This is a genomic window from Rhodoflexus sp. (assembly GCF_053489755.1).
The window spans coordinates 1-13924 of record NZ_JBRCHD010000046.1 but is presented as its reverse complement, the minus strand read 5'-3'; the positions used below and the strand labels follow the sequence as shown (position 1 = coordinate 13924).

Here is a 13924-nt window from a genome sequence, read left to right as displayed (position 1 = left end):
AGCCTTTCACACCAAACGACATACAACTATGAAAGAACTAAAATACGAATTTGACATGTTCGCTAATACCGATTCCATTATCAAGGTAATCGGAGTAGGCGGAGGCGGCAGCAATGCCGTAAACCACATGTATCGTCAAGGTATTCGCGGCGTGGATTTCTACGTTTGCAATACCGACCTTCAAGCGCTGCAACTTAGTCCCGTACCTAACAAGGTACAACTGGGCGCTAACCTGACTTCGGGGCTGGGTGCAGGAGCGAATCCTGAAAAAGGGCGCAACTCTGCCATCGAAAGTAAAGAAGAAATCCGCAAGATGCTGACGGGCAATACTAAAATGGTGTTTATTACCGCCGGCATGGGTGGCGGCACAGGCACGGGTGCCGCCCCTGTTATCGCTGAAATAGCTAAGGAAATGGGCATCCTCACGGTAGGCATTGTTACGGCGCCTTTCCAATTTGAAGGCAAGCCCAAGCAAATTCGCGCCGAGCAGGGCATTGCCGAACTGCGCAAATATTGCGATACCGTGATTGTGATTCTGAATAATAAGTTGCGCGAGATTTATGGCAACACCACCATGCGAGATGCCTTTAATCAGGCCGATAACGTGCTGACCAAAGCGGCCAAATCAATTGCGGAAATCATTACCGTTCCCGGCATTATCAACGTGGACTTTGAAGACGTGCGCACGGTGATGAAAGATTCAGGCGTAGCCGTGATGGGGTCTGCTGTTGCAGAAGGCGATAACCGCGCCCGTCGTGCCGTAGAAGCTGCCATAACTTCGCCGCTGTTGAACGATACGGATATCTTCGGTGCGAAGTATATCCTGCTTAGCATCATGGTAGGCGATGAGGATACCTTCCAGTTTGAAGAGTTGGAAGAAATTACCCAATACGTACAGGAACAAGCCGGCGAAAATGCCGAAATCATTTTTGGGCAAGCTGTAGATGAATCGCTGGGCAAAGCCATTAGCGTTACGGTCATTGCCACAGGTTTTCAGGAACACAACGAAATGGAGCAACGTGCGGTTTATGATTTGGCTACCAGCAAGCGGATACAAAACCCAATTAAGGAACTCAACAAAAAAGTGCCGCTGATTTTTGATAATGAAGCAGACTTTTTTGATAAAGACGATGAAGCTGTTCAGCCGCCGCCTAAACCCATGAAAACACCGCCGCCCAAAGCGCCCACAAAAGTGGTGTACAAGCTCGATGGCGAAGAATTACCTCCTCCAATGGCTATAGAATCGGACGAAGATCTGCGCCGCCGCCTGTTGGAAGAGCAGTATAAGTCGCGTTTGCAGCGCATGGAAAATGCCAAATCTATTCACGAGTTGAGCAATCAGGAACTCAATGAAAAGAAAGATGTGCCGGCGTATTTGCGCCGCAATATCAAGTTGAACGATGTGGATCATTCATCCGTTAATTCTGTTTCACGCATGAATATTACCGACGGCGACCATATGCTGGGGAATAACCGCTTCCTGCACGATAACGTAGATTAATCCGACTGTTTTTGCGTTGTATTTACCCTTATTGCTGCCAAGCCGCCCCGAAAGAGGCGGCTTTTTTTAGTTTACCCGAATAACTTGCTACCGATGCGCACCATGTTGCTGCCCTCTTCCAGTGCGATGCGGTAGTCGTTGCTCATGCCCATAGATAAAATTTGCACGTCGGGTAGCCAGAGTCGCAATTTTTCAAAGGTTTCGCGCAGACCTGCAAATTCGCTGCGCACCTGTGCCATATCGTCCGTGTTAGATGCCATGCCCATCAAGCCCGCAATGCGGATATTTTCCAGCTCCAGCAGTTCGGGCAACTCCAGCATAGCAAACAGCTCTCGCTCGTCTAATCCGAATTTGGTTTCCTCCTGTGCAATGTGCATTTGCAGCAGGCAAGCGATGGTGCGGTTATTTTTGGCTGCCTGTTTGTTGATCTCCTGTAAGAGTTTGAAACTGTCCACCGAGTGCACCAGCTCGACAAAGGGAGCAATGTATTTTACCTTGTTGCTTTGCAAATGTCCGATCAGATGCCACTGAATATCAGCGGGCAGCGCCTTGTGCTTGGGTACCATCTCCTGTACGCGGTTTTCGCCAAAGATGCGCAGCCCCAAATCGTAGAGGGCTTGCAAGTCCTCTTGCGGACGTGTTTTAGTAACGGCTACCAGCGTAGCCTCATAAGGCTTCAGTTCGTCTAAAATCTGGTGGATAGTGTCTGTGCAGATCATACGGCGAATTTAGGCAGAAGCGAGCGTAGCAACAACGATAAGCAAGCATAGACACAAAATTTTGCAATGCACCAACTCATGCGTACCTTTAAACGTATCAAGTCCAAAATAGCAATTCAAGTATGAAAAAATTTCTGATAATTGGTGGCATTGTATTGACTATAGCGCTGCTCGGTGGAGGCTGGTTTGCTTATTTTGCAAGCTACAGCGAGGGCTATCGTGCTGGTAAAGTGATGAAAATCAGTCGCAAAGGAATATTATTTAAAACATGGGAAGGACAGTTGAACGTTGAGGGGATCACGAGCAGTACAGGAAAAGCAGGCGGAAACCTGACCAGTACATGGGAGTTTTCGGTAGAAGATCGCTACAAAAATGTTATTGACTCCATCCAAAAAGCGATGGACGAAGACAAGCGCGTCAAACTCTACTACGAAGAAAAGTTCTACACCTATCCTTGGCGCGGAGATACCAAGTACCTGATTACCAAGATAGAAGTATTAGACTAAGAGTCTAAAAGCGCACATTCAAAACCGGACGCAGTTGGAGGTCTTTGTAGATTTCTGACTGATCCGGTTTTCTGTTTCTGAAGAGCATTTTGCCTTGCGCCTCCGCACAATGAACTATTGGCTTATGCCCGCGAATACATAGATTTAAACATGTGCTAATCTACACAGCCACTTTTTCTTTGACAAATGGACGAACGATCAGTCGGGTGGCGCGGTCGTAGGTAAAATAGTTCCAGATCCAGTTCATCAGTACGACCAACTTGTTGCGGAAGCCAATGATATAGAGCAGGTGGACAAAAAGCCACACAAACCATGCAAACAGCCCCTGAAAGCGGAAACCGGGCATCTCCACAACGGCACGGTTGCGCCCAATAGTTGCCATACTGCCTTTGTCAAAATATTTGAAGGGCTTCATCGGTTTATTGCGAAGGATGCGCAGCAGGTTGTCTGCCAAGAGTCTGCCCTGCTGCATAGCAACAGGCGCTAATTGCGGATGCCCGTTCGGATGTTCTTCCGTAATAACAGCGCTGATATCGCCGACAGCAAAAACATTTTCAAAGCCTTTCACCTGATTGAATTCATTGACAATGATGCGGTTGCCGCTCGTAATGACTTCCTGCGGCAATCCTTCGATCAGGTTGCCCGTTACGCCTGCCGCCCAAATGACGGTTCGTGCCATAATTTTACGTCCGTTGCTAAGCGTAACTTCTTTGCCGTCGTAGTCTGTCAGGCGCGTGTTAAGCCAAACCTGTACTTTGAAGCGTTCGGTAAGGTACTTATACGCCTTTTTGCTGGATTCTTCCGACATAGCGCCCAGCAGGCGGTCGCTGCTTTCGACTAGGTGAATATCCATCTGGCGGAAATCCAGTTCGGGGTAGTCTTTGGGCAGCACATGCAGTTTCAACTCGCCGAGCGCTCCGGCAACCTCTACGCCCGTCGGGCCGCCGCCTACAATCACGACATCTATCAGGCTTTGCTGTTCGTCAATATTTTTGACCAACAATGCCCGCTCAAAGTTTTGCAGCAACTGACTGCGCAGGTCTAAAGCCTGATGCAGTTGCTTCATCGGGAATACCAACTGCGCCAGTTTTTCATTGCCAAAGTAATTGGTTTTCGTACCTGTGGCAATAACCAAATAGTCATAGCGCAATTCTCCAATAGAAGTAGCAATGATATTTCGTTCAGTATCAATGCGATTGACAAGCCCGTAGCGAAAATGGAAATTGGGCGTTTCTTTGAATAGCTTGCGCAGCGGGCCGGCGATAGAGTCCGGTTCTAAGCCCGCAGTAGCCACCTGATAGAGCAGCGGCTGGAAGGTGTGGTAATTGTGGCGGTCAAAAAGTACGATTTGAACGGATTTATTGGCTAATTTTTTAATCATTTCAATGCCTGCAAAACCACCGCCAATAACGACGACACGCGGCAACTGCGTTTCGGGAATAGACATAGTGGTTTCGCCGTGAATCTGTTCTAAATCTATTTGATGAATCTCAGGATGTTCTAAAGGCTGCATGACAAACAAGTTTGGTCGTTTCTATCCTTGTACGCAAAAGGCGGGGAAAGAGTATATTTCACACGAAGTTTTTTGCCTGAATTTTGATGATGCGGAGAATGATGAAAGCTATCAAGGAAAAGTATATTGCACACGTATATTTGCGACAACATCACACAGTAGGACTTTAACCAAACACACTATGTCTTTCGGAATTTTTCAAGTGCCGCCGCCTGCTAATGAACCCGTGAAAAGCTATGCGCCGGGTTCGCCCGAAAAGCAGGCGCTCAAAGCCGCTATTGCCGACATGCGCAGCCGCACCGTTGATATACCTATGTACATCGGCGGCGAAAAAATTTACACCCAAACCAAGCACCGCCTCGCGCCTCCGCATGACCACCAACATACACTCGGCCACTTTTCCGTTGGTGACAAAGGACATGTAGAGCATGCGATCAACGCCGCGCTCGGAGCCAAAGAAGCATGGGCTGCCATGCCTTGGGAGCATCGCGCTGCCATTTTCCTGAAAGCTGCCGACCTGATTGCAGGCCCTTACCGCGCCAAGCTGAACGCCGCCACGATGCTGGGACAATCTAAAAATGCTTTTCAGGCAGAAATTGATTCGGCTTGCGAAATCATAGACTTCCTGCGCTTCAATGTGTACTTCATGCAGGAAATTTATCGTCAGCAGACGGCAAGCGCGCCCGGCATCTGGAACAGACTGGAACACAGACCGTTAGAGGGCTTCATTTTTGCCGTTACCCCTTTCAACTTTACGGCAATCGCGGGCAACCTGCCTACTGCGCCTGCGATGATGGGCAACACCGTCGTCTGGAAACCTGCCTTTACGCAAGTCTATTCGGCCAACGTACTGATGGAAATTTTCCGCGAAGCAGGCGTTCCCGATGGCGTAATCAACCTGATTTATGTGGACGGACCGGAAGCGGGCGAAGTCGTATTCAAGCACCCTGACTTTGCAGGGCTGCACTTTACGGGCAGCACGGGCGTATTCCGCCACCTCTGGCAAACCATCGGCAACAATTTGCCGGTTTACAAAAGCTATCCGCGCATTGTGGGAGAAACAGGCGGCAAAGACTTCGTAGTCGCGCACAAGTCCGCCGATGCAAAGGCATTGGCTACGGCGCTCGTTCGCGGCGCGTTTGAGTACCAAGGACAAAAATGCTCGGCAGCATCCCGCGCCTACATTCCCACCAACCTCTGGGAGGAGGTGAAGCAATACATGATTGCCGATCTGGAAAGTATGCGCATGGGTGGCACAGAAGACTTTCGCAACTTCATCAACGCCGTTATTGACGAAAAAGCATTTGACAAAATTGCCGGCTACATTGAGCAGGCAAAGCAAGACGCGGGCGTAGAACTCGTTTGGGGCGGCAACTGCGATAAGTCCGTAGGCTACTTCATCCAACCGACCGTGCTGAAAGTAGAGGACAACCAATACCGCACGATGGTCGAGGAAATCTTCGGGCCTGTACTGACGGTGTACGTCTATCAGTCCGAACGCTTTGAGGAAGTGCTGGAACTGACCGACCAAACCTCGCCTTACGCGCTCACAGGCGCTATTTTTGCGCAAGACCGCTACGCCATTGAGCTGGCTTCGCGCAAATTGCAAAACGCTGCGGGCAATTTCTACATCAACGACAAGCCAACGGGTGCAGTTGTAGGGCAGCAGCCCTTTGGCGGAGCGCGCGCTTCGGGTACTAACGACAAGGCAGGCGCAATTTACAACCTATTGCGCTGGGTTTCTACGCGCACCATCAAGGAAACATTCGTGCCACCCACCGACTATCGCTATCCGTTCATGGCAGAAGAATAAATTTTCAACCTGCCGTTCATTAAAAGCCTCCCTGCCAACCGTGCAGCGAGGCTTTTTCATTGCTTTTGATTAAATTTTGCAGAGCAATACCAACCATGCACTACCTCAAACAAGAACTTTACGAACAAGTCCGACAAGACCTCGCCATTTTCGATTTCATTCAGGAAAATGCGCTGGACGGACTTTGGTTTTGGGATTTGGAAAACCCCGAGCACAAATGGATGAACCCGCGATTCTGGCGGGCGCTGGGCTATAACCCCGATGAGATGCCACACCTGACATCAGTGTGGCAACATATCATCCACCCCGACGATCTGGAAAAAGCTAAAATACTGATTGGCAGGCATCTGGAAGATCCTTCGCAGCCCTACGAGCAGGAAGTGCGCTACCGCCATAAGCAAGGACATACCGTTTGGATTCGCTGCAAAGGCACTGCTATCCGCGATGCTACGGGCAAACCTATCCGCTTTTTAGGAACTCATATAGATATTACCCAAGCAAAGCAAGATGCTATCAAAGCCCAACAGGAGGCACAGTTTCTCAAAAGCGTTTACGATAACCAGTCAGTTTTTATCGTCGAGCTGGATCGGCACGGCAACTACACATTTGTCAATAACTACTACAGAGATTTCTTTCAGTGGGACGACAACAACCTGATCGGTACTTCGTCGCAGATCGGCATTGTTCCTGAGGACATTCCCAAGCTGCATGAAGTTGCCGACAAATGCTTCAGCCAACCGGGAGTCAAAGTAAAAGTGGAGCTTTCCAAAGAGATCAACAATATCCGATCTACTGCTCTGTGGGAATTTATCTGCCTGCCTAACCCTGCGGACAGCAACGATTTGCGGATCCTGTGCATCGGCTACGACATCAGCGAACAAAAACTAACCGAAGAACACCTGCAACGCGTTTCCTTGCTGCTCAACGATGCGCAGCGCATTGCCAAAATGGGCGCGTGGGAGTTAGACCTTGCAACCGGTCGCACCTTTTGGACGGATGAAGTCTATGCTATTCACGAAGTAACTAAAGATTTTGACCATAATAAAGACACAGCTATTAGCTTTTACCATCCCGATGACCAGCCTGTTATCAGCCGCGCTATTCAGGATGCCCTCGACAAACAGCTGCCCTTTGATGTAACCTGCCGTTTCATTACTGCCAAAGGCAACCATCGCTGGGTACGCGCTTCGGGCTATCCTGTCGTTAAAGAGGGCAGAGTAACACGACTGACGGGTATGTTTCAGGACATTACACAAAGTGAAGAAGACAAAGCCACCATCAGGCGCGAACAACAGTTTTCGCAAAAGTTGCTTGAGAAAATGGGCGATGGCTTTTTAGTGATTAGCAGTACAGGGCAAACGCTCATTGTCAATGCGGCGCTTTGCCAAATGACAGGGTTTTCTTCAGAAGAACTGGTGGGTAGCTATCCGCCCTATCCCTATTGGCCCGCAGACGAAACAGCCACAATAGAGGCAGTTTTCAAGCCGTCTGTTGAGGCACAAGGCGGTAACTTTGAGTTGATTTTTTGCCGAAAAAACGGTGAAAAATTCCCTGTAATTGTTTCCGTAGGTTCTATCAAAGATCCTTCAGGGGAGGTTACTAATTATTTTGCAAGCATTAAAGACATCAGCGAGCGCAAAAAGGTAGAAGAAGAACTGCGCCAAAGCCGCGACCAGTTTCAGTCGCTGGTGGACAATATTCCGGGCATTACCTATCGCTGCAAAGCCGACGAGCAGTGGACAATGATTTACATGAGCAGGCAAATAGACGTACTCAGTGGCTACCCTGCCGAAGATTTTATTGGCAATGCTGTCCGTAGCTATGCCAGCGTGCAGCATCCGGACGACCAGCCAATGATACGGCAACGAACACTGGCTGCCATTGCTGCCAATCGTCCGTTTGAACTGGAATACCGCGTTCTGCACCGCGACGGCAGTATTCGCTGGGCTTATGAAAAAGGTATCGCCATCCGAAATGCCACAGGAGAGATTGATTATCTGGACGGATTTATTCTTGATATTACGGCGCGCAAACTGGCAGAGCAGGAACTTATACGTACAAAAAATCTGCTCGACCAGACCAGCAAGGTGGCGCAGGTAGGTGGTTGGGAATATCTGCTCGATACAAAAAAAGTTATCTGGACAGATATTGTCAGGAAAATACACGAAGTACCTGACGATTATGTGCCGGATTACAACTCTGCTGCGGGATTTTACACTCCCGAAAGCATAGAACTTCTACGACAGGCAATAGATCGCTGTCAGCAGTTTGGCACGCCCTACGATCTGGAGTTGCATATCATTACAGCCAAAGGACGCAAAAAATGGGTGCGCGTCATAGGCAATGCAGAAATGGAAGACGGGCGCTGCGTGCGGATGTACGGCACTTTTCAGGACATAGACCAGCGCAAGAAAATGACGCTCCAGTTGGAAGAATCGCGCCAAAGAGCCGAAGAAGCCAATCGCGCCAAATCGCAGTTTCTGGCTAATATGAGCCACGAAATCCGCACACCTCTCAATAGTGTCATTGGTTTTTCCGAGCTGCTGATGCGTACCTGTATGAGTGAAACCCAACAACAGTATATCAAGGCGATTCATCAGTCGGGCAATACGTTACTCAATCTGGTAAACGATATTCTGGATCTGTCTAAAATTGAGGCGGGCAAAATGGAACTTGTATCCGAAAAGACCGACCTCTACAAACTGAGCAGCCATGTAACAGAAATCCTGCGCTTCAAGACCAACGAAAAGCATTTGGAACTGCTGCTGCGCATTGCACCACAAACGCCGCGTTATGTGTGGATAGATGTTGTCCGTATCAAACAGGTACTAATCAACCTGCTAGGCAATGCCATCAAATTTACACATCAGGGCGAGATAGAACTGCTCATCAGACCCGTTGGCCATGTGCAGGAGAACAGCCAATGGCTTGAGTTCTCTGTGCGAGATACCGGCATTGGCATCCCGCCCGAACGACAAAAACAGATTTTTGAAGCCTTTGCGCAAGCTGATGCCTCTACCACGCGCCAATATGGAGGCACAGGACTTGGACTGACCATATCCAACCAACTGCTCGCCCTCATGGGCAGCAAGTTGCACTTAGAAAGTAAAGTAAACGAAGGCAGCCGTTTCTATTTCCGCCTCAAGTTGCCAGTAGAGAGCGAGCAATGGACTCCTCCAGCCAATCTACCATTTAAAAAAGCGCTAATCGTAGATGATAATGCCTCGAGCAGCCTCATTTTACAGGAAATGCTGGCTGAAGGTGGTATTAAAGCCGATATAGCCGAAGACGGTATGTATGCGCTTAAGCGACTAAGCAAGCCGCACCCCTACGACTTTGTGCTGATTGACTACGAGCAACCCTTTATGGATGGTATGGAAATCGTTCGGCAGATCAGAGAAAAACTGCCGATGGAGCGGCGCAAAATCCCTGTTGTACTTATGTACAACAACGATCCGGACGATCGAGTACGGGCGCTTTGTATCAGTTATCAGATTTGCGCCAAATGCGCCAAGCCAATGACCAAACAACAGCTTTTCGACACCCTGATGGCTATTGGAAAGCGTGTAGATCACAAAATTGAAGACAAAGTAGCGGCAGTAGAGGAATTTGCACTTGCTTCGGATACACAAAAAACTATACTCATTACGGATGATAACGAGCTTAATCGGCTATTGGTAGAAAATATCACCCGATTGCTGTTGCCCCAAGCTACTGTCCTGCAAGCAAAAGACGGCTTGGAAGCAGTTGCTATTGCACAAACGCAACATCCCGATTTGATCCTGATGGACGTACAAATGCCGATGATGAGCGGATATGATGCAACGAAGCAAATCAAAACAATTACACCTTTGCAACACATTCCTATAATTGCACTTACAGCAGGTACAACTCCCGAAGAACAGGAAAAGTGTAGGCAGGCAGGTATGGATGACTACCTAAGCAAGCCGCTCGACATCAACCGGTTACGAGCAATTTTTATGCGCTGGCTTCCTGACCAACCCAAGGGCAGCACAGAGGCAACATCGCAAGCGCCTGCCCATACGCACATGAGTTTCAACAGAGAAAAACTACTTGAAAATCTGGGAGGCAGCCTAAGTGTATTACACAAACTCATTCAAATAGCCACTAACGGAGCAATACAGAAAAGCATTAACCAGCTCGTAGAAGCATTCAGCACACAAAAACCTGCCACAGAGATCCAAAAACTTGCGCATCATTTGAAGGGAAGCGCCAGCACGCTTTGCCTCGAACGGCTCGCACAACTTGCAGATGAGGTAATGCATATAGATGATTACCATTCGCAGCAGGCAAATACGCTCATGCAACAAATAATGCAGGAAGCAGCAATTTTACAGCAATTGCTGCAACAGGAATTGAATAATTTCTGATTAGCTGCCCGTCTTTAGCGCCTGACGGATCAGTTCTTCCAGAGAAATATTGCTGCCGAATTTTTTGAGTACGGCAGCAATACTTTTTTCGGCAGCAGGTTTGGTTACACCCATAATCATCAGCGCTGCCAATGCTTCAGCCTGCAACTGCGGATTGATGATGGCCGCAAAGCTGGCTTTTTCTACTGCCATAAGCCCTTCTTCTTTGCGGATTTTGTCTTTCAGTTCCAAAATGAGGCGCTGTGCAGTTTTTGAGCCAATGCCTTTGATCCTTTGTATCGTGTTCAGGTCTTCGCGGGCGATGGCCTCGCGGATTTCCTGTGCGCTAAGCGATGACAATATGTTCAGCGCTGTGCCTGCACCTACACCCGAAACACTGATCAAAAGCAGAAACAGCGATTTTTCGTCTTCCGTAGCAAAGCCAAAAAGTGTTTGCGAAAAATCATTACCGTTGATGTGCAGATATGTAAACAGTTTACAGGCTGCTCCTTCCCGCAACTGTGCATAGGTTTGCAGGGAAATGCGCAGCTCATAGCCGATGCCGTTAGTTTCCACCACAGCGACTGCCGGAGCGCGATGTGTCAATTTTCCTGAAATATAAGCGTACATGATGCCTTTTTAGTCCTCTGGATAAGGAATAAACACGAAGTTGGTGAAGTTATAATCAATGACAAACAAACAGGCGAACTCTTCGGGATCTTTGTAAGCAGCTTTGAACTCTTCTTCCAACTCAAAATCAACTAATCCGCGCTCAACAAATTCGCTCAGGAACGAGGCATAGTAATGCCACGTGTTTTTCATCTGCCCGCGCGGGATCAGCAAAGCGCCTACAGCCTGCTCTATCTTGCAAATCGGGAAAATAGGAAAGTCGGAAATACCGCGCTTCCTGATCTGATAAGCCGCCTCGCGAAGCATATCGGCAACTTTAACAAAGTCTTGGCTGATTGTTCCCAGATACTTTCCGCTCAATTCGGGGTCATTGGCGTACATACTCTCGTGCGTTTGAAGGCATCAAAATTAGGGCTTTTTGGCTAATTGGAAGTTAGCGCCTGCAATGTTGATTGTTCCTTCATCTGTTTTAGTGATGATAGCCTCACCCATCAGGCGATGTGCGATGAAGATACTGCCTGTTGAAAATTCCAACTCGCCAGGGCCTTGAATATTTTGCTCGCGTCGCTCCCGCTTACCCTTAAACTGGAATGTAAATCGCTGATTAACAGAAGGCTTCAAATTGTATATCTCTATTTGCACAGACTCGTCCCGATCGCCGTCGCGCATGGTGCCGTTGTAGATGCCTTCTATGTCTGTTGCATTTAGGTTCAGCCCAATTAGCAAAGGAAGTCTTGTTTCCGCCTGACGGCGCTTGGTTGTAGCATGATTGGCATTATACCAGAAAAAAGCCGCTATACCTCCGCCACCCAACACCAAAAAAGCAATAATGAGCGGTAAAACTTTTTTGAATGGACTTGTATTACCCCCATCACTTGGCTGTTTTTTGCCTTCAAAGGTAGGTTTCTTCGCACTCACAGGCGGCGGCTCTGCACTTACGGGTTGTGGCTCAATAGCGCCATTTTTTTCGTGCATCTTTTCGCGAATTTGCCTGTTATGCCGCTCCACTGCCTCTTCTTCGGCTTTTTTACGGGCAATCGCCTCCTCCTTGGCGCGTAGTTCTGCAAGGCGACGAGCTTCCTCCGCTGCTGCCAGTTTTTGCGCCTCTGCTTCCTTCAGCGCCGCCTCGTCTTCGGTAGTTTGTTCGGTTAGCCAATCAACACTGAATATGTCCTCCTCTTTGGATAGCTTTGCCTCTTGCTCCTTGCTGACGATACTGATTAAACGTTGCAAATCGGCATCGGAAAGCCCCAATAGCTGAGCCTGTTGCAGTAGTGCAGGGCGAAACTCATCGCGAATCGTTGTACTCCCTGCGGCTATGCTTTCCTGCAAGCATTGTCTGATTTGCGTTTTCAAGTCGTTGATTGTCACGGCAGTTTGTTAGTTAAGTGATTTTTGTAGCCCTATTTTCGTCCAGTCAAAGAGGCTGCCCGGATCAGTTTTGCGGTCGGGTGCATACTCGTCGTGTCCGACGATGTGCTGTCTGTTCAGTTGAATGTTTGGATGCCGCCCGCGAATATCGTCAATCAGTTGTTTTAAACTGGCATATTGCGCTTCGGTAAAGCCAATATCTGCTTTGGCAATTAGTGCATAATCGGCGGCAGACATAAATGTTGCCATCTCTTTTTGCGTGCCAATGCCCATCAGTTCAATCCCGATAGAACTGCTGTTAAAACTGTTTTCCAGATAAGGCGGGAAGGGCAGTTTGCCTTTGCCTGCATGGTAGGCGACGCGCTTTTCATCTACAAGTTGGTAAATCGTGCCATCGCGCCCGATGAGGTAGTGCGCCGATACGCCGTAATTTTCAAATACCCGACATATAGCATTTACATCGTGTGGATTTTGCGGCTGCTCAATGCAAACGCTGCAAAAGTGAATCATCAGATGGGTAACGGGCTTTCCTGCATCGCGTAGGCGCGAGCATTTGTCGGAAAGCAGACGCTGAACGACCTTCACCTGCCCGCAGGCAAGGGTAGTGAGGCACAACATCGGTACAAAGAAAATGACCGCTTTTGTCAAGACTTGCTTAATTTTGAACATTCCCACTCGTTTTTTATGTCGTATTACATCTTAGAGGCACAAAAATTAAGCAAAACTTATTACAGTAACCAAAAAGCGCTGACGGTTTTGCACGAAATCAGCTTTGGCATAGCCCCCGGCGATACTTTTGCCATCGTAGGACCTTCGGGCAGCGGAAAAACCACGCTTTTGGGGCTTTGTGCAGGTTTGGACAGCCCGACAACGGGTTCTATTATCCTCAACGGGCAGCCGCTGGAAGCCATGAGCGAGGATGCACGCGCCCGCCTGCGCAATCGCGATGTGGGTTTTGTATTCCAGAATTTTCAGTTGCTGCCTACGCTGACGGCGCTGGAAAACGTAATGGTGCCGATGGAACTCAAAGGCATGAAAAACATCCGCCAGCGTGCGATGGCGTTGCTAAGCAAGGTAGGTCTCGCCGACCGCCACGATCACTACCCTACGCAGCTTTCGGGCGGCGAACAACAGCGCGTTTCCATTGCCCGCGCCTTTGCCAATGAGCCGAAAATCCTCTTTGCCGATGAGCCAACGGGTAATCTGGACGAGGATACCAGCAAGAAAATTCAGGAGCTGCTCTTCGGCTTAAACCGCGAAACAGGCACAACCCTAATTCTGGTTACGCACGACCTTGAACTGGCGCAACGCACGCAGCGCATTATCCGTCTAAAAGGCGGGATGATAGTTAATTGATTACTGCCATGAACGATTTTGCAGACCGATACGTCAATCCATTCACCGACTTTGGGTTCAAGAAAATATTTGGCGAAGAACCCAACAAGGAACTCCTCCGCGATTTCCTCAACGAACTCCTCCGCGAACAGGAAGGTGAAATTGT

12 protein-coding genes are annotated in these 13924 nt (G+C 48.7%); 6 read left to right on the top strand and 6 right to left on the bottom strand.

Going from position 1 to position 13924, the window contains the following annotated elements:
• Window positions 1–28: 28 nt before the first annotated feature.
• Entirely contained in the window at window positions 29–1501 is a 1473-nt protein-coding gene (gene ftsZ / locus ACWIP2_RS10585; protein ID WP_448519898.1) for a cell division protein FtsZ, read from the top strand.
• Window positions 1502–1572: 71 nt separating this feature from the next.
• On the opposite strand, the gene ACWIP2_RS10580 is transcribed toward ftsZ, so the two are convergent.
• Window positions 1573–2220 carry a YggS family pyridoxal phosphate-dependent enzyme gene (locus ACWIP2_RS10580; protein ID WP_448519897.1) on the bottom strand — a complete coding sequence of 216 codons (648 nt, stop codon included), beginning with the start codon at window positions 2218–2220 and terminating at the stop codon, window positions 1573–1575.
• A gap of 122 nt (window positions 2221–2342) precedes the next feature.
• On the opposite strand from ACWIP2_RS10580, the gene ACWIP2_RS10575 reads away from it, so the two are divergent.
• Window positions 2343–2726: a hypothetical protein gene (locus ACWIP2_RS10575; RefSeq protein WP_448519896.1), complete on the top strand. Its 384-nt coding sequence runs from the start codon at window positions 2343–2345 to the stop codon at window positions 2724–2726.
• 160 nt (window positions 2727–2886) lie between these two features.
• On the opposite strand, the gene ACWIP2_RS10570 is transcribed toward ACWIP2_RS10575, so the two are convergent.
• Window positions 2887–4239, bottom strand: a complete 1353-nt coding sequence (locus ACWIP2_RS10570; protein ID WP_448519895.1) for an NAD(P)/FAD-dependent oxidoreductase — start codon at window positions 4237–4239, stop codon at window positions 2887–2889.
• 181 nt (window positions 4240–4420) lie between these two features.
• Here ACWIP2_RS10570 and pruA point away from each other — a divergent pair, with 181 nt between their 5' ends.
• Together pruA and ACWIP2_RS10560 are read left to right on the top strand one after the other, a co-directional pair.
• Window positions 4421–6052, top strand: coding sequence for an L-glutamate gamma-semialdehyde dehydrogenase (gene pruA / locus ACWIP2_RS10565; protein ID WP_448519894.1), 1632 nt, complete (start codon window positions 4421–4423; stop codon window positions 6050–6052).
• Window positions 6053–6147: 95 nt separating this feature from the next.
• A complete protein-coding gene (locus ACWIP2_RS10560; RefSeq protein WP_448519893.1) occupies window positions 6148–10443 on the top strand; it encodes a PAS domain-containing protein in 4296 nt (1431 codons plus the stop codon).
• Here the strand turns inward: ACWIP2_RS10560 and ruvA are convergent, their stop codons facing one another.
• Genes ruvA through ACWIP2_RS10540 form a run of 4 tightly spaced genes read right to left on the bottom strand, consistent with a single transcriptional unit; the run spans window position 10444 to window position 13092 of the window.
• Entirely contained in the window at window positions 10444–11052 is a 609-nt protein-coding gene (gene ruvA, locus ACWIP2_RS10555) for a Holliday junction branch migration protein RuvA (protein ID WP_448519892.1), read from the bottom strand.
• 9 nt (window positions 11053–11061) lie between these two features.
• Window positions 11062–11433: a hypothetical protein gene (locus ACWIP2_RS10550; RefSeq protein WP_448519891.1), complete on the bottom strand. Its 372-nt coding sequence runs from the start codon at window positions 11431–11433 to the stop codon at window positions 11062–11064.
• A 27-nt stretch (window positions 11434–11460) separates the two neighbouring features.
• Entirely contained in the window at window positions 11461–12423 is a 963-nt protein-coding gene (locus ACWIP2_RS10545) for a hypothetical protein (protein ID WP_448519890.1), read from the bottom strand.
• A gap of 9 nt (window positions 12424–12432) precedes the next feature.
• Window positions 12433–13092: an N-acetylmuramoyl-L-alanine amidase gene (locus ACWIP2_RS10540; RefSeq protein ID WP_448519889.1), complete on the bottom strand. Its 660-nt coding sequence runs from the start codon at window positions 13090–13092 to the stop codon at window positions 12433–12435.
• A 15-nt stretch (window positions 13093–13107) separates the two neighbouring features.
• On the opposite strand from ACWIP2_RS10540, the gene ACWIP2_RS10535 reads away from it, so the two are divergent.
• Window positions 13108–13779 (top strand): ABC transporter ATP-binding protein, encoded by a 672-nt coding sequence (locus tag ACWIP2_RS10535; protein ID WP_448519888.1) that lies wholly within the window; start codon window positions 13108–13110, stop codon window positions 13777–13779.
• Between the two features lie 8 nt (window positions 13780–13787).
• Window positions 13788–13924, top strand: a 137-nt coding sequence (locus ACWIP2_RS10530) for a PD-(D/E)XK nuclease family transposase (RefSeq protein ID WP_448519928.1), incomplete at its 3' end; no start/stop codon positions are given.